This window comes from Halorubrum sp. B52 (assembly GCF_059752555.1).
Map to the genome: position 1 here is coordinate 150,373 of NZ_MWTG01000007.1, position 17,346 is coordinate 167,718.

Annotated in this window: 19 protein-coding genes; 10 read left to right on the forward strand and 9 right to left on the reverse strand. The window is 71.1% G+C overall.

The genetic code is table 11. The features are described 5' to 3' along the window. Positions 1–47: 47 nt before the first annotated feature. The 3 genes from B4V04_RS02245 to B4V04_RS02255 are packed head-to-tail and all read right to left on the reverse strand — an operon-like array spanning position 48 to position 3,598. Positions 48–1,103, reverse strand: coding sequence for a YncE family protein (locus B4V04_RS02245; protein WP_498228796.1), 1,056 nt, complete (start codon positions 1,101–1,103; stop codon positions 48–50). Beyond that, complete coding sequence (locus tag B4V04_RS02250) at positions 1,100–2,221, reverse strand: sulfurtransferase (protein ID WP_498228798.1); 1,122 nt, start codon at positions 2,219–2,221, stop codon at positions 1,100–1,102. The genes B4V04_RS02245 and B4V04_RS02250 overlap by 4 nt, the downstream gene beginning before the upstream one ends. Further along, complete coding sequence (locus B4V04_RS02255) at positions 2,222–3,598, reverse strand: hypothetical protein (protein WP_498228800.1); 1,377 nt, start codon at positions 3,596–3,598, stop codon at positions 2,222–2,224. Positions 3,599–3,753: 155 nt separating this feature from the next. Between B4V04_RS02255 and B4V04_RS02260 the strand changes: the two genes are divergently transcribed. Then, positions 3,754–4,962: a YeeE/YedE family protein gene (locus tag B4V04_RS02260; RefSeq protein WP_498228802.1), complete on the forward strand. Its 1,209-nt coding sequence runs from the start codon at positions 3,754–3,756 to the stop codon at positions 4,960–4,962. Between the two features lie 31 nt (positions 4,963–4,993). Here B4V04_RS02260 and B4V04_RS02265 read toward each other — a convergent pair whose 3' ends face one another. The 3 genes from B4V04_RS02265 to B4V04_RS02275 form a co-directional block, all read right to left on the reverse strand. Next, on the reverse strand, positions 4,994–6,169 hold the full coding sequence (locus B4V04_RS02265; RefSeq protein ID WP_498228803.1) for a sensor histidine kinase: 1,176 nt from the start codon (positions 6,167–6,169) through the stop codon (positions 4,994–4,996). 145 nt (positions 6,170–6,314) lie between these two features. Then, positions 6,315–6,650 carry a rhodanese-like domain-containing protein gene (locus B4V04_RS02270; RefSeq protein ID WP_498228805.1) on the reverse strand — a complete coding sequence of 112 codons (336 nt, stop codon included), beginning with the start codon at positions 6,648–6,650 and terminating at the stop codon, positions 6,315–6,317. 2 nt (positions 6,651–6,652) lie between these two features. Further along, complete coding sequence (locus tag B4V04_RS02275; RefSeq protein WP_144798755.1) at positions 6,653–6,952, reverse strand: sulfurtransferase TusA family protein; 300 nt, start codon at positions 6,950–6,952, stop codon at positions 6,653–6,655. 150 nt (positions 6,953–7,102) lie between these two features. Between B4V04_RS02275 and B4V04_RS02280 the strand changes: the two genes are divergently transcribed. Continuing rightward, positions 7,103–8,122 (forward strand): PLP-dependent cysteine synthase family protein, encoded by a 1,020-nt coding sequence (locus tag B4V04_RS02280; RefSeq protein ID WP_498228807.1) that lies wholly within the window; start codon positions 7,103–7,105, stop codon positions 8,120–8,122. 34 nt (positions 8,123–8,156) lie between these two features. On the opposite strand, the gene B4V04_RS02285 is transcribed toward B4V04_RS02280, so the two are convergent. Further along, positions 8,157–8,420 carry a MoaD/ThiS family protein gene (locus B4V04_RS02285; protein WP_144798759.1) on the reverse strand — a complete coding sequence of 88 codons (264 nt, stop codon included), beginning with the start codon at positions 8,418–8,420 and terminating at the stop codon, positions 8,157–8,159. Positions 8,421–8,679: 259 nt separating this feature from the next. On the opposite strand from B4V04_RS02285, the gene ubaA reads away from it, so the two are divergent. From ubaA to B4V04_RS02300, 3 genes are all read left to right on the forward strand, one after another. Next, the gene (ubaA, locus tag B4V04_RS02290; RefSeq protein WP_498228809.1) at positions 8,680–9,534 is read left to right on the forward strand and encodes an SAMP-activating enzyme E1; all 855 of its coding nucleotides are present in this window, start codon (positions 8,680–8,682) and stop codon (positions 9,532–9,534) included. Positions 9,535–9,609: 75 nt separating this feature from the next. Further along, the gene (locus tag B4V04_RS02295; RefSeq protein WP_498228811.1) at positions 9,610–11,034 is read left to right on the forward strand and encodes an APC family permease; all 1,425 of its coding nucleotides are present in this window, start codon (positions 9,610–9,612) and stop codon (positions 11,032–11,034) included. Next, positions 11,034–11,780, forward strand: a complete 747-nt coding sequence (locus B4V04_RS02300; protein ID WP_498228813.1) for a universal stress protein — start codon at positions 11,034–11,036, stop codon at positions 11,778–11,780. Before B4V04_RS02295 ends, B4V04_RS02300 begins: the two co-directional genes overlap by 1 nt. Here B4V04_RS02300 and B4V04_RS02305 read toward each other — a convergent pair. Continuing rightward, a complete protein-coding gene (locus tag B4V04_RS02305; RefSeq protein WP_498228814.1) occupies positions 11,777–12,205 on the reverse strand; it encodes a desampylase in 429 nt (142 codons plus the stop codon). The two genes, B4V04_RS02300 and B4V04_RS02305, sit on opposite strands and share 4 nt — an antisense overlap. 126 nt (positions 12,206–12,331) lie before the next feature. On the opposite strand from B4V04_RS02305, the gene B4V04_RS02310 reads away from it, so the two are divergent. Continuing rightward, positions 12,332–12,808, forward strand: a complete 477-nt coding sequence (locus B4V04_RS02310) for a DUF302 domain-containing protein (RefSeq protein ID WP_498228815.1) — start codon at positions 12,332–12,334, stop codon at positions 12,806–12,808. Between the two features lie 30 nt (positions 12,809–12,838). Here the strand turns inward: B4V04_RS02310 and B4V04_RS02315 are convergent, their stop codons facing one another. Further along, positions 12,839–13,303, reverse strand: coding sequence for a methylated-DNA--[protein]-cysteine S-methyltransferase (locus tag B4V04_RS02315; RefSeq protein WP_498228816.1), 465 nt, complete (start codon positions 13,301–13,303; stop codon positions 12,839–12,841). A 129-nt stretch (positions 13,304–13,432) separates the two neighbouring features. Here B4V04_RS02315 and trpC point away from each other — a divergent pair, with 129 nt between their 5' ends. The 4 genes from trpC to B4V04_RS02335 all read left to right on the forward strand — a co-directional run bounded on the left by trpC (position 13,433) and on the right by B4V04_RS02335 (position 17,329). Beyond that, positions 13,433–14,278 carry an indole-3-glycerol phosphate synthase gene (gene trpC, locus B4V04_RS02320; RefSeq protein ID WP_498228818.1) on the forward strand — a complete coding sequence of 282 codons (846 nt, stop codon included), beginning with the start codon at positions 13,433–13,435 and terminating at the stop codon, positions 14,276–14,278. Further along, a complete protein-coding gene (gene trpB, locus B4V04_RS02325) occupies positions 14,275–15,600 on the forward strand; it encodes a tryptophan synthase subunit beta (RefSeq protein WP_498228820.1) in 1,326 nt (441 codons plus the stop codon). The genes trpC and trpB overlap by 4 nt, the downstream gene beginning before the upstream one ends. After that, entirely contained in the window at positions 15,601–16,455 is an 855-nt protein-coding gene (gene trpA / locus B4V04_RS02330) for a tryptophan synthase subunit alpha (protein WP_498228822.1), read from the forward strand. Positions 16,456–16,537: 82 nt separating this feature from the next. Further along, on the forward strand, positions 16,538–17,329 hold the full coding sequence (locus B4V04_RS02335) for a 2-amino-3,7-dideoxy-D-threo-hept-6-ulosonate synthase (RefSeq protein ID WP_498228823.1): 792 nt from the start codon (positions 16,538–16,540) through the stop codon (positions 17,327–17,329). Positions 17,330–17,346: the final 17 nt, after the last annotated feature.

Consider the following 17,346-nt stretch of genomic DNA (forward strand, 5'->3'; position numbering starts at 1 on the left):
CGCTGTCTCTGACGGAGGCGCTCTCTGCGACAGCAACGGATCCGGACTCAGACCACGACGGAACCGAAGGGGTACGCCCCCGTCTCCGCCGTCCATATCGTGCCCTCCGCGACGTCGACGAGCGAGACCCGGTCGTCCTCGTAGTGCGAGACGACCAGCCGGTCGCCGACGCGGGTCGCGACGAGGCCCGGCGCCGGCGTCTCGACGACCGCTCCCGAGAGCGACCGGAGCCGGTCCGCGGCCGCGTCGAGCACCCACCGCTCGCCGCCGATCCGGAACAGGTCGACGGGACGGGCGAATCCCTCGTGAACCGCGATAAGCCCGAGGTCGCGGTCGAACTCGTGGACGACGCCGTCCCCGCGGCCGGGGACGAACACGCGGTCGACCGTGACGACGAGGTCGTACGGGTCCGCGCCGACGGCGGCCGCGCCGAGGACGGGAGCGTCGGAGGGGTCGCCCGGCTCGTCGGCCCCCTCCGCCCCGCCGACCGCCCCAGGATCGAACGCGACGACGCGGGCGCCCGCCTGGTCGACGGCGTAGCCGCGGTCCCCCTCGGGGCCGACCGCGACCCCCTGCACCCGGGCGTCGGTGCCGACGTCGACGGCGCCGAGCCGCTCGCGAGCCGCCGGGTCGACGACGTCGACGACGCCCTCTCGGCGGCTCCCGGCGTAGAGCCGGCGCTCGTCCGGGGAGACGGCGACCTCGTGCGGTTCGGCGCCGACCGCGATCCGGGCGACGAGCGTCAGCGACTCGGGATCGACGACGGCGAGCGCGTCGCCGGCGCTACAGGAGACGAACAGCTCGCCGTTCGCGGCCGCGAAGTGAGAGGGGCCGAGCACGCCGGTCTCGATCCGCGAGACGGCCCCGTTCGGGTCGACCGCGGTTATCGCCCGCTCGCCCATGGTCGCGACGAACGTGCGCCCCCGGTGGGTCGTCGCGTGAACCGGATGGCTACCGACCGGGACCTCGCCGAGCGGCTCGCCGTCGGAAAGCGCGAGCAGCGCGAGGGCGTCGTCGCCCTCGCAGGGGACCGCGACGACGCGATCGGGCGGGCGATCGGAGTCGCCCGCGTCGCTTCGCCGGGCCGCTCCGCTGCCCGTCATCCCGTACAGGAGAAGTCGCCGCCGCCGTCGCCGCCGCCGACGCTTCCCTCCGTCTCGATCACGACGCTCGTCGCGGTCTCGACGGGGTACCGGCCGCGGTCGCCCTCGACGTTCGCCCACTCGCCGAAGCCGCCGTCGTAGACGCGCACGTCCTCGAAGCCGATCGCCCGCAGCGTCAGCCACGTCGACGTGGGGTCGACGTTGTCGTCGCCGTACACGACGACGGTGCCCGCGCGGTCCAGCTCCGCCTCGCCCTCGTACAGCTGCACGAGTCGCCCGGGGTCGGTCATCCGTCGGCCGGAGACGTTCCCGACCCAGTGGACGCCGATCGCGCCCGGGAGGTGGCCGTGGCGGTCGTTGTCGTCGTTCAGCGCGTCGGCGGCGGGCGCGCCGAGGTACGCCTCCGGCACGCGCACGTCGACGAGGCCGGGGCCGTCGCCGTTGAACGTCCCCACGCGGTCGGCGAGCCACTCGCGGGTGACCCACGCCGACTCGGCGGGGTCGGGCTCGTACTCGGTCGGCGTCACTCGGCCCCGGGAGCCCGTCCCGAGCCGGCCGTTCCAGCCGGAGAGGCCGCCGTTGAGGACGCGGATCGAGCCGGCGTGGCCCAGCGCCGCGAGCGCGAACGCGGTCCGCGTGACGCGCGACCCGACGCTCGCGCCGTAGACGAGCACGTCGTCGTCGGGCGACACGCCGACCTCGCCGAAGGCGGTCGCGATCGCGTCGACGTCCGGGACCAGGCCGGCGTCGGACGACGCCCGGCTCGTGATCGCGTCGAACGGGACGCGCCTGGCGCCGTAGATCCGCTCTTTGCGGAAGTTCTCCGAGTCCCGAGCGTCGAGGACGACGACGTCCTCGCGGTTGTCGGCGAGCCAGCGCGGCCCGACGAAGTGGTCGACGTTCCCGGTCAGCTCGTACTGTGCCGCGGTGTCGGCCGGGGTGGTGACCCCGAGACAGCCGGCCGTGCTCGCCGCGCCGGCGACCGTCGCGCCGGCCGCGGCCCGGAGGAGTCCGCGCCGGGTCGACGCCGGGTCGGACTCGTCCGCTCCGTCGACTCCGGCCGCGTCTCCCTCGGCGGGGTCGGCGGGTCCGTCGTCGTGCGTGGTGTCCGGAGTCATCTACCCGCAGTAGCAGTGGTCGTCCATGCACCACGACGCCTCCATCTCGCCGAACGTGACGCCGAGCGAGGCGAGCGACGCCTGGATGCTCGACACCGCGTCCCCCTCCGGGCGGACCGTGCCGGCGACCGCGCCGGTGGGCGCCTCGCCGGTCTCGACCGTCGCGACGACCTCGCGACTCGCGTGTTCGATCACGGCGACCTGGTTCGCGTCCTGCACCGGGACGTACAGCTTCTCGCGGTTCGGCCCCCACGCGCCGGCGATGCTGCTGCCGCCGACGTCGAGGGTCGTCGCGTACTCGTTCGCCTCCAGGTCGATCACGCCGACGCCCTCTCCGGGGATGAAGAGGTACGCGGCGGTGTTGTCCGGAGCGACCTCGCTCGTGATCGGCGCGCCCGGCAGCCCGTCGTCGCGGGTGATCTTCGCGATCTCCTCCGGGCTCTCCGGGTCGGAGATGTCCCAGACGCTCTCGGAGCCCTCGCGGGGGACCTCGGGGTCGCCGCCGAGCGTCCCCTCTCCGTTCTCGACGAGGAGGAGCTCGCCGTCGAAGGAGGCAGTACACATGAACGGGAGGACGTTGCCCTCGGTGACCGGCTCGCCGGCGTCGACCCGGTTCACCGTCTCGAACGGGTCGACGCTCAGCACGCGGACCGCCTCGTCGGCGACGTCGACGACGAAGGCGTAGTCGCCGTCCGGGCCGAGCGTCATGTCGCAGGGGCCGACGTAGCCGGTCTCGATCTCGGCGGTCACCTCGCCGAAGGTGTCGCTGTCGCGGTTCGCGTCGACGCGGAAGATGGCGTGGTTCGCGTCGCCCTCGGGCTCCATCCCGGTCGTCCCGCCGGAGGCGATCAGGAGGTGCTCGCCGTCGGGCGTCACGTTCGGGTAGTTCGGACCGTATCCGGTCTCGACGAAGGCGAGCTCCTCGAGCGTGCGCTGGTCGAACGCGCGGACGCCGCCGGAGACGTTCAGCCAGAGCACGTCGTGCTCGTCGTCGATGCCGGTGGCGTACTGGTTGGCCGGGAAGGAGGCGGTCGTCCCGAGGAACGCGGTGGTGAGCAGCTCGTCGCTCTCCGTGTCGACGACGCTCAGCGTCCGGTCGCCGTTGTTGAAGACGAACATCGTCGGCGCGGGCTCGTCGCCGCCCCCACCGCCGCCGCCCGAACAGCCGGCCAGCGCCGTCGTCGCGCCGACGGCGCCCGACGCCTGCAGGAGGCGTCGCCGGTCGATCCCGTCGGCGAACGGGTTGCGGCGGTCGTCGTTCGCCAGCTCGCTCCCCTTCGCGGGACGGGCCGCCGCGCCGTCGGACGCGCCGGGCGTCTCGTCGCCCGAGGCGCACGACACCGTGTCGTTCGTTCCGCATCCGCAGTCGTCGCTCATACCTTCCCGACGCGTCTCGCGCCTAAAGGGCTCCCGGAGGCGCGCTTCGTTGCCCCGTGTGCCGAATAGCGGCAAATGTTGTTTGTTCCTCTGACCAGCGCGCACCGTTACCGTCTTCAGCGACGTTTTAGGGCGGGGAGCACTCGGCTCCGCTAATGATGCTATCGCCCGTCGCTTACGTCGGGATATCGATCGCGGTCGGGCTCTCGTTCGGCGTGCTGTTACAGAAGGCGCGGTTCTGCTTCGTCAGCGCCTTCCGGGACTTCGTCGCGTTCAAAGACACCCGCGTGCTGAAGGGGCTGCTCGCCGGGATCGCGGTGATGACCGTGTTCTGGAGCGTGCAGGCCACGTTCGGCTACTTCCGGGGCTTCTGGACGCCCGCGTGGGGGCTGGGGTCGCTGTTCGGCGGCTTCGTCTTCGGGCTCGGAATGACCCTCGCCGGCGGCTGCGCGTCCGGCACACTCTATCGGGCCGGACAGGGGTACCTCCAGTTCTGGCTCGTCCTCCTCTTCATGTTCGTCGGCTACGTCCTCTTCGCGTTCGCATTCCCCGTCGCGGAGACGTACTACTTCCAGACGCTGAACCCGTTCGAGGGGCGGACGCTGTACCTCTCCCTCCCGTTCTCGCCGGCGATCACCGGGGCCGGCGCCGTCGCGCTCGGCACCCTCGCGTACGCGTTCGTGAAGGGGAAGAGCCGGCTTCCCGACGACCCCTCCGGCGGGACCGGCGTGGGGGCCGACACCCGCGCGCAGGCAGCGCTCGGCGCCTCCCGGACGCTCTCGGCCGTCTCGGTCGGCCTGCGCGGCATCGCCGATGGGACCGTGGAATACGCCCGCGGGCTCCGCGACGACGACCGACCGCTGAAAGTCCGGCTCCGCGACTCGTGGGACGCCCGGACCGCCGGCGTGGCGATGGCGCTCGTCGCGAGCCTCTGGTTCTACGTGCACGGCCACTGGGCGATCACCGGCAGCGAGGCGCGCTGGGCCGGCTACCTGCTCGGGCAGGCGGGGTACGACGTCGCGAGCGTCGAGTACTGGGGCTCGATCCTCTTCCGCGACGGGAACATCTCGCTGACCATCGACATGGTGATGATCGCGTCGCTCGTCGTCGGCTCCTTTATCGCCGCGTACGCCTCCGGCGACTTCCGGATCCGGAAGCCGAAGCTGAACCGCGTCCCCAACTACGCCGCGGGCGGCCTCCTGATGGGCGTCGGCTCGCGGCTCGCGGCCGGCTGCAACATCGCGAACCTCTTCTCGGGGGTCGCGCTGCTGTCGGTCCACTCCTTCCTGGCCGGCGCGGGGATCGTCCTCGGCGTCTACGTGATGACGCACTACATGTACCGCGAGGTCGGCTGCGCGATCTGAGCGGGAGCCGGCGGGGGCCCGTCTCCGCCCGTCAGCCCGAACCGGGATCGAGGACGACGACGCCGCCGATCTCGAATCGGGTCCCGCCAGTCGTGGAGTCGGTGACCTCGATTCGCCAGTCGTGGGCCTGCACGACGCTCGCGACGATCGCCAGCCCCAGACCGCTGCCCTCCGACTCCGACGAGTACCCCCGCTCGAAGACGGAGTCCCGCTCGCTCGCCGGGATGCCCGGCCCGTCGTCCTCGACGTAGAAGCCCGCTCCGTCGGGGAGCGCGCCGACGCGGACGGTCACCCCGTCGCCCCCGTGCTCGATCGCGTCGCCGGGCTCCGCCCGGCTACTCGCGGAACCGTGCTCCACGCTGTTCCGAAAGAGGTTCTCGAACAGCCGCCGGAGACGGTCGGTCGCCGCCCGGATCGCGAGGTCCGTCTCGACGCGGAGCTCCGACTCCCCGGTCACGACGGACTCCCAGCACCCGTCGGCCACCGACGCCAGTCGGACCTCTTCCGCCGACTCGACGGCCCGGCCCTGTCGGACCATCGTCAGGACGTCCTCGATGAGCTCCTCCATCCGGTCGAGCGCGTTCGCCGCGGTGTCGAGGTGCCGATTCCCGCTCGACTTCCGAGCGAGATCGACGTACCCCTGCGCCACTCCCAGCGGGTTTCGCAGGTCGTGAGCGAGCACGCTCGCGAACTGGTCCAGCCGCTCGATCTCGGCCGCGGTGCGCCGGCGCTGCAGCTCGTGTTCGAGCATCCGGGCGATCAGCTCCGCGAACAGGGTCTCCTCGTCGCTGAAGGGTCGGGACCGAGCGTCCTCGGAGACGAAACAGACCGTTCCGTAGAGCTCGTCACCGACGACGATGAGGCTCCCGTGATAACACCGGAGCCCGTGCGCCTCGAAGGCGGGGTCGTCGGCCCACCCCTGTTCGGGGGCGTCGTGGAGCGCGACCGTTCCGCCGTCGGCGACGGCGCGCCGACAGTACGTGGTCCCGAGGTCGAGAACGAGTCCGGACGGGAACGCCCCGTCCGGCGGGTCCGTGCTGGCGACGGTCTCCCAGTAATCGGTGTCGGGGTGGATCTCCGTCAGGTGCGCGTTCTCGACGTCGAGGTACCGTTTGCCGAGGGCGAGCGCCCGCTCGGCCTTCGCGTCGAACTCGCGAGGCTCGTTCATCACCTCGTAGAGCTCCCGGCGTGCCGTCGCGGCGTCCATGCTCGGTGCCAATCAGCTTGCGATACAAAGAGGTACGCCTACGTGACACTCGGTGAGACATCCGGCTTCAGTGACAACCGAACGGAGCGTCGCCGGCGCTCTCCGAGTCGGCGTCCCTAAAATCGGCGGAACCGGTCGGAGCCGCCTAGGCGTCCGCGGGCGAGCCGGTCTCCAGCTCGAAGTCCCACTCCTCGTAGCCGCCGGACATGCTGGCGACGACGACGTCCTCCTCGACGCCCTCGTAGCTGCTGATCAGCATCGCGGCCTGCTTCGACGACTGGCCGACCGGACACGCGCAGACGACGTCGGTGTCGTCCCACTCGATGTCGGGGACTCGGGAGGGGAGGTCGCCCAGCGGCACGTTGATCGCGCCGGGGATGTGACCCCGCTCGTACTGCTCGCGCGGTCGCGTGTCGATGACGCGGATGTCGCCCTTCCGGACGCGCTCGTTGACTTCCTCGGGGGTGAGTTCCTCGACCATGGTCACTCCTTCCGCATGAAGATGCGGTAGCGGCCGTCGCCGGACTTCCAGACCTTGGCGGTCGCGTCGTCGCCGACCGCCTTCGGCACGTTCTCGGTGCTCGGGACGTGGTCGGTCTCTTGCACGAGCACGTCGCCGGGGGCGAGCCCCGCGATGGCCTTCTTCGCCTCGACCTGCGGGTACGGACAGACCTCTCCGGTCATGTCCTGTACCTCGGTCGCGTCTTCCAAGAGCGCTTCGGCGGTCTCGTCGTCGAGCTCGTCGGGCATCTCGACGACGTCGTCCCACGATGGTTGGCTCATGCGGGTTCGTATGCGTCTGCCCCGGTAACCCCTTTCGTGTGCGGCAGGCTTCTCCCGTATCTCGGACGGGCGATCGCGGCGCACGACCGCGATAGGCGTCGAGACAGCCGTTTCCGTCGGACTCTTATCGGGGAGCGATCTACGGGACCCATGAGCGAGTACGTCGTGGACGAGTCGACGATCTTCGAGACGCCCCTCGTGGAGCTCGACCTCGACCTCGAGACCGACGCGGACGTGTACGCGAAGGCGGAGTGGTTCAACCTCTACGAGGCCCCGCACGGCGGCGGGTCGATCAAGTCCCGGATCGCGAAGGGGATGTTAGACGGCGCCGAGGAGCGCGGCGAGCTCGAGCCGGGCGTCACCGTGATCGAGCCGACCTCGGGCAACACCGGCAGCGAGGTGGCGCGGCTCGCGGCCGCCCGCGGCTACGACGTGGAGATCGTCATGCCCGACAACGCCGCCGGCGGGAAGGTGGCGGCCGTCCGCGACGCGGGCGCGGAGATCCACTTCGTCGACGCCAACCTCGGCTACGACGCCGTCATCGAGCGCTGCGAGGAGATCATCGCCGCGGACCCCGACGCGTACTTCCGCCCGAACCAGTACGAGAACCCCGACAACCCGGGCACTCACGAGCGGACGACCGCCCGGGAGATCTACGAGGCGACCGACGGCGAGGTGACCCGCTTCGTCGCGGGCGTGGGCACGGGCGGGACGATTACGGGGACCGGCCGCGGCCTGACCGACCTGAGCGACGGCGCGGTCGAGGTCGTCGGCTTCGAGCCCGACGAGCGACTCCACGCCATCGACGGCCTGAAATACCTCAAGTCGGGCGACCACTACCACCCCGAGACGTACGACGAGTCGGTGCTCGACCGGACGGAGTACGTCACCACCTCGGACGCGTACGACCGGGCGCGGGCGCTCCGCGAGCGCTACATCGACGATCCGGTACCGATCGTCGACCCCGGACAGCACGACGAGGCGACGGTCCGCGAGCACCTGCGCGTCGACGACCAGTTCGTCGTGGGCACCTCCGCGGGCGGCGGCGCGGCCGTGGTGGCGAATCTCGACGCGGCGGGCGAACTCGACGACGACGACGTGGTCGTCTTCATGTTGTGCGACCGCGGCGACAAGTACGCGGACATCCCGCTCTGGGAGGACTACTTATAACGAGAACACCGTCTCGAACCGAGAAGCGGACCGGTTACCGACCGCCGCTCGCGGCCGGGATGACGCGGACCTGCGCGTCGGCCGGGACCTCGGCGTCGACGCCGTCGACGGGCGTCCCCTCGACGTAGACGTTGATGAACTCCTTGATCTCGCCGTCCTCGAGCACGCTGTCCCGGAGCTCCGGTCCGTGCTCGTCGGCGTGGTTGTCGAACAGTTCGCGGACGGTGTCGCCCTCGACCTCGACCTCCGAGGTCGCGGACCCGCCGACGAGGACGGCCGGCAGTTTAATCGTGGCCATATCACCGGTTCGCGTCCCAGTCCAAAAAGGGGCCCGCCGACGGCAACGTCGGCCACGGTCTAACACGACCGGCGATCCGGTCGCCACGGGGACGGCGGCCGTGCCGGGTCAGCGGTGCGGCCGAAACCGGCGCGCGGCGGGACGAGCGCCGCCGCGGCCCGCTCGACACGATCGTGCGGGAGGAACGCACCTCCGAGATGGCGGCAGCACGCGCCGGTGGGCGGCCGGCTTATGCGTTTGTAGCGACAAGGACTGACGAATGAGTGACCTCGACCTCGATCCGACGCAGCTCGACCGCTACTCCAGACACATCATCATGGACGACGTGGGCCCCGAGGGCCAGAAGGCCCTGCTCGACGCCGAGGTGCTCGTGCTCGGCGCCGGGGGGCTCGGCGCGCCGATCATCCAGTACCTCGCGGCCGCCGGCGTGGGCACGCTCGGCGTCGCCGACGACGACGAGGTCGAGCTGTCGAACCTCCAGCGACAGGTGATCCACGGGAACGACGACGTCGGGCGCAAGAAGGTCGACTCCGCCGCCGACTTCGTCGAACAGCTCAACCCCGACATCGACGTCCGGAAACACGAGCTGCGGGTGACCCCCGACAACATCGAGGAGCTAATCTCCGGCTACGACTTCGTCGTCGACGGCACCGACAACTTCGCGACGCGGTACCTCGTCAACGACGCCTGCACGCTCGCCGGGATCCCCTTCTCGCACGGCTCCATCTTCAAGTTCGAGGGGCAGGTGACGACGTTCGCGGGCGACGACGACTCGCCGTGTTACCGCTGTCTGTTCCCCGAGGCGCCGCCGGCCGGGATGGTCCCGAACTGCGCGACCGCCGGCGTCCTCGGCGTCCTCCCCGGTACGGTCGGCTGCCTGCAGGCGACCGAGACGGTGAAACACATCATCGGCGAGGGCGAGTCGCTCGACGGCTCGATGCTGTTCTTCGACGCGCTCGAGATGGAGTTCGACAAGGTCGAGATCCCCAAGCAGGACGGCTGCCCGGTGTGCGGCGACGACCCCGCCATCGAGTCGGTGCAGGACGTCGAGTACAACGCCTCCTGCGCCATCGACGTCGGCGGCGACGAGCCCGAGATCGAAGCGGACGACTGATCGGTCGACCCGGCGCGGACCGATCCGCGGTCCCGCCTCCACACTTATCCGGCGACTGTCCGTATTCGAGAGCGTATGACCGACGAGCCGCGCGGCCGCAACCTCGACGGCGACGCGCCGGTCGCCGAACGCGTCGTCGAGACCGAGGAGGCGACGATCACGGAGGGCGCGGAACTGGAGCGCACCATCGGGCTGAGCGGCGGCCTCGCGATCGGAATCGGAACGATGATCGGCGCCGGGATCTTCGTGTTCCCGGGACTCGCCGGCGGGGAGATCGGCACGGCGGCGGCCGCCTCCTTCGCGGTCGGCGGCGCGGTCGCCCTCCTCGTCGCGCTCCCGACCTCCGAACTGGCGACGGCGATGCCGCGGAGCGGCGGCGGCTACTACTTCGTCTCGCGCGGGCTCGGCACGCTCGCGGGCACGGTCATCGGGCTCTCGCTGTGGCTCGGGCTCGTGTTCGCGACCGCGTTCTACCTCGTCGGACTCGGGTTCTACGCGCTCGACGCGCTCGCGCAAGTCGGGCTCACGGTCGGCGCCGAACCGGGCGGGATCGTCTCGGCCATCGCCGTCCTCGCCGGAGTCGCGTTCACCGTCTTAAACGTCACCGGCACCGAGAACGCCGCGAAGCTCCAGAACGGCATCGTCGCGCTGCTGCTCTCGATGCTGGTCGCTTTCCTCGGGTTCGGCCTCTTGGAGGCGTTCGGGGTCGTCGCCGTCGACACGCCGCCCGGGGAAGCGGCCGACGTCTGGGAGGCCGTCCCGATACTCTCGGTCGCCGCGCTCGTGTTCACCTCCTACCTCGGATTCGCGCAGGTCGCGACGGTGGCCGGCGAGATGAAGAACCCGGGCCGGAACCTCCCGCTGGCGATGGTGGGCTCCGTCCTGATCGTCACGGTGCTCTACGTGTTGACCATCTTCGTCGCGACGAGCGTATTCCAGCGAGACACGCTGCTGGCGGCCGGCGAGACCGCGATGGTCGAGGTGGGTCGGGCGCTCCTCGGTCCGGCCGGGGCGCTCGTGATAATCGCCGGCGGGCTGCTCGCGACGATGTCGTCGGCGAACGCGTCGATACTCAGCACCTCGCGGGCGATCTACGGGGTCTCGAAGGACGCGCTACTTCCCCGGCGGGCGAGTCGGATCAACCTGCGGTACGGCACGCCGCACGTCGCGCTCGGCATGGCCGGCGGCCCGGTGATCGTCCTCGCGGCGACCAGGCAGGTCCAGCTCCTCGCCGAGGTCGCGTCCTTCCTCCACCTGGTCATGTACGGGCTGATGTGCGTCGCGCTCGTCGCCATCCGCCGCGACCGTCCCGAGTGGTACGATCCGGAGTTCGTGGTGCCGGGCGGCCCCGTCGTTCCCGTCCTCGGCGCGCTCGCCAGCTTCGGACTGATCGCGTTCATGAACCAGCTCTCGATCGCCGTCGGGATCGCCGTCATCGCCGTCACGGCCGGGTGGTATTTCTACTACGCCCGCGACGTGGAACTCAAGGGGGCCCTGTAATGACACGCGTGCTCGTTCCCGTCGCGGTGCTCGAGGGAGAGAGCGTCTCGCCCGGCCTGATGTCGCTGCTCGGGGCCGTCGACGTGACGGTGCTCGGCTACCACGTCCTCCCGGAGCAGACGCCGCCGGACCAGGCTCGGCTCCAGTTCGAGGAGCGCGCGACGTCGGCGCTGGAGGACCTGAGCCAGGAGTTCCGGGCGGCGGGCGGCGCGGCCGACCACCGGCTCGTGTTCACGCACGACCGCGAGCAGACGTTCGACCGCGTCGCCGACGAGGCCGGGGCGGACGCGTTCGCCGTCTCCGGGACGACCGGCGACGTCGACCGGCTCCTCGTGTCGCTCTCCGGCGACGTCGACGTCGACAGCCTCCTCTCGTTCGTGGAGACGCTCGTCGCAGGTCGGGACATCGGCGTCACGCTGTTCCTCGCGGGCGGGGAGGCGCCTCCCACCGCCCCCGACGACGGCACCACGGCGGACGCCGGCGACGACGACGCGGCCCGGCTGGCGGCCGCGGCCGATCGGCTTCGCGAGGCGGGCATCGACGCGGACACGACGCTGGCGACGGAGGGGTCTCCGTTCGACGCGCTGATCGACGCGGTGCCCGGTCACGACGCGGTCGTGATGGGCGAGCGCGCGCCCTCGTTTCGGTCGCTCGTGTTCGGCGACGAGAGCGGGCGGATCGCGGCCGCCTCGGTCGGCCCGGTCCTCGTGGTTCGGGACCGGCGGGATGCCGAAGAAGAGGCCTAGCGCTCGCTCCGCACCGAGACCGTCTCCTGTTCGAAGCCGTCCTCGTCTCCCCGCCAGCGCCACGAGCCGACGAACGGGTAGCCGTCCAGCGCGCAGATCACGTACGAGTGGTCGGGCCAGGTCGCCCGCGCGGCGTCGGTCTCGCTCGGGTGGGTCGGGCCAGTGGGGTGCGAGTGGTAGAAGCCGACCACGTCGAGCCCCTCGTCCTCGATCGTCTCGATGAGCTCGAACTGCTCCTCGGGGTCGATGAGGTAGCGGATCTGGGGCGTCTCGGCGACGTTCTCGGCCTGATACGTCTCGGTGACGACGCTCGGCTCCCCGTCGTCGCCGTGGGTACCGGCGAGGACGCCGCAGATCTCCGCCTCGCCGCCGCCGTACGCGTGGTAGACGATGTCGTCGTAGACCGCCCGTGAGAGCTCGATCATGGGCGGTGCAAGGCGACTCCGACCGATAAGTCCGTCCCGACCGGCAAAGGGCGCGCTCCGTCACAGGTAGCGGCAGTCGTTGACGGGCCGGGTGACGGTTTTGCCGCCGCGGTCGGAGTCGCACCCATGAGCGACGCCGAGAGCGGGTCGCCGGCGCCGACCGCCGACGAGGCGCTCCACACGACCCTCGACATGCCGTTCGACGACGCGGTCCCCTTCGTGCAGATCGAACACGAGCTCGCCGACTTCGAGACGGTGCAGGTCACGCGGCTCGATCGGATGATCGAGGGGATGTTAGGCCACGACGACGTCGAGCGGACCGCGCTCATCGTCGTCTGTCACCCCGAGATCGCGTTCGACGCGATCGAGATCGACCCCACGCTCGCCGGGATGCTCCCGTGCACGACCATCGTGTACGAGCGCGAGGGCGACGACCTCGTTCACGTCCACCACACCTCGGCGACGAAGGCGGTCCGCGACCTCGGCTGCGCGCCCGCCGACGCCGGCGGCGCGGTCGAGGACCTCGTCGAGAAGACCGGGGAGCTGATGACGGTCGTCTGGGAGAACATCGAGGAGCACGGTCGCGAGCGGCCGTCCGAGTAGGTCGCCGAACTCCCGACCCGGACGTCCCGGCTACAGTCCCTCGACGCGTCGCAGCGCGTTCCGCACGTCTCCCGGCGTGGCGTACGGGCCGCCCTGTACCCGGTGGTCCGGAAAGAGGACCGGGATCGGATTCTCGTCGAGCGCGCTCTTCGCGAGCTCGAGGTCGTCGGGGTCGTCCGCGTCGAGCGCGGCCAGCCGCGTGAGCCGGCTCACGGACACCTCCTCGCCGTAGGGGACCGTCCGGAGCGCCTCGAGGACGTCGCGGCGGTCCGTCGGCACCGTGAGCCCGACGGGGACTTCGGCGAACTCGTCGCGCTCCCCGCGGACGTACGCGCCGATCCGGTCGAGCAGCTCGTGGTCCGCCTCCGCGTCGGTCGGTACCTCCGCCGGGAACGACACCGAGATGACCCGCCCGCCGGCGAACCCGACCTCCACGGCGCGGTCGAGGGACTCGAACTCGCGGGCGAAGACGCCCGACGTTCCCGTCGTATTCATACCCGTCACACGACGGCCCCGACGGTTAAAACGAGGGGGGCGACGCCGACGGCCGGGCCCCGGAGGACTCCGCACCGAGCGATCCCGCCCGCAAGCCTTATGAACAGATACGTGCATTAGTGTACACTAATGGAGGATCCAACCGAGTTGGCCCCCGCGGTCAGGTCGATACTGACGGCCGCACGCGACCGGGCGGCCGAGGGCCGAACCGACCGCGTCGACGTCGACCCGCGCGACCTGCGCGCCGCGTTCGACCGCGCCGAGGCCGACGGGCGCGTGCCCGTCGTCGCCGAGGTCAAGCCGACGAGCCCGACCACCGACGGGACCCGCGAGGACGACCCCGTCGCGCTCGCCGAGGGGATGGTCGCGGGCGGCGCCGCGGCGCTCTCGGTGCTCACCGAGCCGGAGCACTTCGGCGGGAGCGTCGAGGTGCTCGAACGCGTGCGCGAGGCCGTCGACGTGCCGGTCCTCCGCAAGGACTTCGTCGTCGACGAGTCGCAGCTCGACGCCGTCGAGAGCGACGTCGTCCTGCTGATCGCGCGGTTCGTCGGCGACGACCTCCCGGACATGCTCGCCGCCGCCCGCGAGCGCGGCTTCCAGGTCCTCGTCGAGGTCCACGACCGCGAGGAGCTGGACGCCGCGCTCGACGCGGGCGCGACGACGATCGGCGTGAACAACCGCGACCTCGCGGAGCTGGTCGTCGATCTCGGAACCTTCGAGTCCGTGGCGCCCCACGTCCCCGACGACGCGACGCTGATCGCCGAGAGCGGGATCGGCTCGCCGGCCGACGTCCGCCGGATGCGGGCGGCGGGCGCCGACGCGCTGCTCGTCGGGAGCGCGATCATGGACGGCGACGTCGAGGCGAACACGCGGGCGCTGACGCGGGCGGAGGCGGACGGCGGCGGGAACCCCGCGGAAGACGACGCGGTCGCGGACGACGAGGACCAGCGAGACACCACGGAGACACCCACATGAGCGAAACCGGATCCACCACGAGCGAGACGACCGGCGCGGGAGCAACGCGGGCGGAGCTGTCGCGACGCCCGGGCCGCGAGCGCGGCCGCGAGGACGGGAAGTTCGGCCGCTACGGCGGCCAGTACGTCCCGGAGGCGTTGATGCCGGCGATCGAGGAGCTGACCGACGCCTACGAGCGGTACGTCTTGGAGAACGAGGACGGGTTCATGGACGAGTTCCGGGAGCGGCTCGCCGACTTCGGCGGGCGCCCGATCCCCCTCCAGCGCGCCGACCGGCTCTCCGAGCGCTACGACACCGACGTCTACCTCAAGCGCGAGGACCTGCTCCACGGCGGCGCGCACAAGCTGAACAACGCGCTCGGGCAGGTCCTCTTGGCGAAGTACATGGGCAAAGAGCGGATCATCGCGGAGACGGGCGCCGGCCAGCACGGCACCGCGACCGCGATGGCGGCCGCGCACCTCGACATGCCCTGCGAGATATACATGGGCGAGCGCGACATCAACCGCCAGCGCCCGAACGTCTTCCGGATGAAGCTCAACGGCGCCGAGGTGAACCCGGTGACCGCGGGGCGAGGCACCCTGAAGGAGGCCATCTCGGAGACGATGCGCGACTGGGCGACCACCGTCGAGAACACCCACTACGTCATCGGGTCGATCGTCGGCCCGCACCCGTTCCCGGTGATGGTCCGGGACTTCCAGGCGGTCATCTCCGAGGAGGCGCGCGCGCAGTCGGTCGAGAAGACGGGCGAGCTCCCCACCGACGTGGTCGCCTGCGCGGGCGGCGGCTCGAACACGATGGGCGCGTTCGCCGCGTTCGTCGACGACGAGGACGTCGCGCTCCACGCGGTCGAGGCCGGCGGCTCGACGCTGGAGGTCGACGAGGAGGCGGGCGTCGCCCCGAACTCCGCCTCGCTTTTCGCCGGCGAGGAGGGCGTGCTCCACGGGGCGCGCACCAAGCTCCTGCAGGACTCCGACGGCCAGATCATGGAGAGCCACTCGATCTCCTCCGGACTCGACTACGCCGGCGTCGGCCCGGAGCTCGCGTTCCTCGTCGACGAGGGGCGCGTGAGCCCCGTCGCCGTCGACGACGACGCCGCGCTGGAGGGGTTCCACCGGCTCTCGCGCACGGAGGGGATCATCCCCGCGCTGGAGACCGCCCACGCGTTCGGATTCTTAGAGGAGCATCACGAGGACCTCGGCGAGCGGGTCGTCGTGAACGTCTCCGGGCGCGGCGACAAGGACCTCGACGCCGCCATCGAGGAGACGGACAAGCGCGACATCGACGAGGCGCCGGACATGTCGATGTTCACGGGGGGTATTTAAATGCCCGAGACGGGCAACTCGGCGGCCATCGCCGAAGCCTTCGCCGACGGCCCCGCCTACGTCCCCTATCTCGCCGTCGGCGATCCCTCCTACGAGGCGTCGCTGGAGTACGTCCGCGCGCTCGACCGCGGCGGCGCCGACGTCATCGAGCTCGGGCTCCCGTTCTCGGAGCCCATCGCCGAGGGGCCGACGATCCAGGGCGCCCTCGTGCGCTCGCTCGACGGCGGGATGACGCCCGACCGGTTCTTCGCGTTCGCCGAGGAGCTGGACGTCGAGGCGCCGTTGGTGTGCATGACGTACTACAACCTGATCTACCAATACGGAGGTGAAACCGGCCCCCGTCCCTTCGTCGAGCGCGCCGCCGCGGCCGGCATCGAGGGGCTCGTCGTCCCCGACCTCCCGGCCGAGGAGGCCGACCCGCTTCGCGAGGCGTGCGACGAGTTCGGCCTCGATCTGGTCTTCATCGTCGCGCCGACCACGGTCGGCGACCGGCTCGACCGGATCATGAGCCGCGTGTCGGGGTACGTCTACGTGCAGGCGCGGCTCGGGACGACCGGCGCGCGCGACGACGTCTCCGACCAGACCACGGAGAGCCTCGACCGGCTCGCCGAGTACGACGTGCCGAAGGCCGTCGGATTCGGTATCTCCGCGGGCGAGCACGCCGAGCGCATCGTCGCCGGCGGCGCCGACGGGATCATCGTCGGCTCGGCGCTCGTCGACATCGTCGCCGAGGGCGTCGACGACGACCTGCCGACCGACGAGGTCGCGGACCGGCTGGAGGCGCTCTCGCGGGAGCTGAAGGCGGGCGCCGAGCGCGGCTACGCCGCCCGCGTCGAGACCGCGGAGTCGCGGTGACCGCGGATTCGAGCCAATACGACCCCGAACGAAACCCACTTACCTGCGATTGCCACACTCTCACACAACGACCGAACCCACCATGACAGCAGGACTCTCGGCACGACTCGAACGCATCTCCACGAACGACCGATACCTCATCGTCCCGATGGACCACGGGATCACGATGGGCGCCGTCGACGGCCTCGTCGACATCGAATCGACGATCGACGGCGTCACCTCGGGCGGGGCGGACGCGGTCCTCACCCAGCGCGGCGTCGCGCCGCGCGTCCACCCGAACAAGAACGACGCGGGCTACATCGTCCACGTCAACGGGTCGACGACGATCGGCCCCGACGAGAGCGACAAGCGCGTCACCGCCACCGCCGAGGACGCGGTGCGCGCGGGCGCCGACGCCGTCTCCTTCCACATCAACGTCGGCTCGGAGCACGAGCCGGACCAGATCGAGGAGCTCGCGGAATTGACCGCGAACGCCGAGCGCCTCGGCCTGCCGGTGCTCGCGATGGCGTACGCGCGCGGCGAGGGCGTCGACGAGACCGACCCCGAGTCGCTCGGGCACGCCGTCCGGCTCGCCGAGGAGCTCGGCGCCGACGTGGTGAAGACGGGGTACTCCGGCGACGGCGACTCGTTCGCCCGCGTCACTGAGTCGACCCGGCTCCCGGTCGTGATCGCCGGCGGCTCGAAGGGGACCGACCGGGAGACCGTGGAGATGGTGCGCGGCGCGATGGACGGCGACGCGGCCGGCGTGTCGATGGGGCGGTCGATCTTCCAGCACGAGGACCCGGAGGGGATCGCCCGCGCGGTCTCGGCGATCGTCCACGACGACGCCGACGTCGACGAGGCGCTCCGCGCGGGCGGGTTCGTCGAGGCGTAACGACCCGATCGAGGCGC

What these genes read in the sequence shown, in the direction of transcription:
- B4V04_RS02245 (WP_498228796.1), bottom strand. Translation starts at nt 1,103, where the DNA reads ATGACGGGCAGCGGAGCGGCCCGGCGAAGCGACGCGGGCGACTCCGAT.
- B4V04_RS02250 (WP_498228798.1), bottom strand. Translation starts at nt 2,221, where the DNA reads ATGACTCCGGACACCACGCACGACGACGGACCCGCCGACCCCGCCGAG.
- B4V04_RS02255 (WP_498228800.1), bottom strand. Translation starts at nt 3,598, where the DNA reads ATGAGCGACGACTGCGGATGCGGAACGAACGACACGGTGTCGTGCGCC.
- B4V04_RS02260 (WP_498228802.1), top strand. Translation starts at nt 3,754, where the DNA reads ATGATGCTATCGCCCGTCGCTTACGTCGGGATATCGATCGCGGTCGGG.
- B4V04_RS02265 (WP_498228803.1), bottom strand. Translation starts at nt 6,169, where the DNA reads ATGGACGCCGCGACGGCACGCCGGGAGCTCTACGAGGTGATGAACGAG.
- B4V04_RS02270 (WP_498228805.1), bottom strand. Translation starts at nt 6,650, where the DNA reads ATGGTCGAGGAACTCACCCCCGAGGAAGTCAACGAGCGCGTCCGGAAG.
- B4V04_RS02275 (WP_144798755.1), bottom strand. Translation starts at nt 6,952, where the DNA reads ATGAGCCAACCATCGTGGGACGACGTCGTCGAGATGCCCGACGAGCTC.
- B4V04_RS02280 (WP_498228807.1), top strand. Translation starts at nt 7,103, where the DNA reads ATGAGCGAGTACGTCGTGGACGAGTCGACGATCTTCGAGACGCCCCTC.
- B4V04_RS02285 (WP_144798759.1), bottom strand. Translation starts at nt 8,420, where the DNA reads ATGGCCACGATTAAACTGCCGGCCGTCCTCGTCGGCGGGTCCGCGACC.
- ubaA (WP_498228809.1), top strand. Translation starts at nt 8,680, where the DNA reads ATGAGTGACCTCGACCTCGATCCGACGCAGCTCGACCGCTACTCCAGA.
- B4V04_RS02295 (WP_498228811.1), top strand. Translation starts at nt 9,610, where the DNA reads ATGACCGACGAGCCGCGCGGCCGCAACCTCGACGGCGACGCGCCGGTC.
- B4V04_RS02300 (WP_498228813.1), top strand. Translation starts at nt 11,034, where the DNA reads ATGACACGCGTGCTCGTTCCCGTCGCGGTGCTCGAGGGAGAGAGCGTC.
- B4V04_RS02305 (WP_498228814.1), bottom strand. Translation starts at nt 12,205, where the DNA reads ATGATCGAGCTCTCACGGGCGGTCTACGACGACATCGTCTACCACGCG.
- B4V04_RS02310 (WP_498228815.1), top strand. Translation starts at nt 12,332, where the DNA reads ATGAGCGACGCCGAGAGCGGGTCGCCGGCGCCGACCGCCGACGAGGCG.
- B4V04_RS02315 (WP_498228816.1), bottom strand. Translation starts at nt 13,303, where the DNA reads ATGAATACGACGGGAACGTCGGGCGTCTTCGCCCGCGAGTTCGAGTCC.
- trpC (WP_498228818.1), top strand. Translation starts at nt 13,433, where the DNA reads ATGGAGGATCCAACCGAGTTGGCCCCCGCGGTCAGGTCGATACTGACG.
- trpB (WP_498228820.1), top strand. Translation starts at nt 14,275, where the DNA reads ATGAGCGAAACCGGATCCACCACGAGCGAGACGACCGGCGCGGGAGCA.
- trpA (WP_498228822.1), top strand. Translation starts at nt 15,601, where the DNA reads ATGCCCGAGACGGGCAACTCGGCGGCCATCGCCGAAGCCTTCGCCGAC.
- B4V04_RS02335 (WP_498228823.1), top strand. Translation starts at nt 16,538, where the DNA reads ATGACAGCAGGACTCTCGGCACGACTCGAACGCATCTCCACGAACGAC.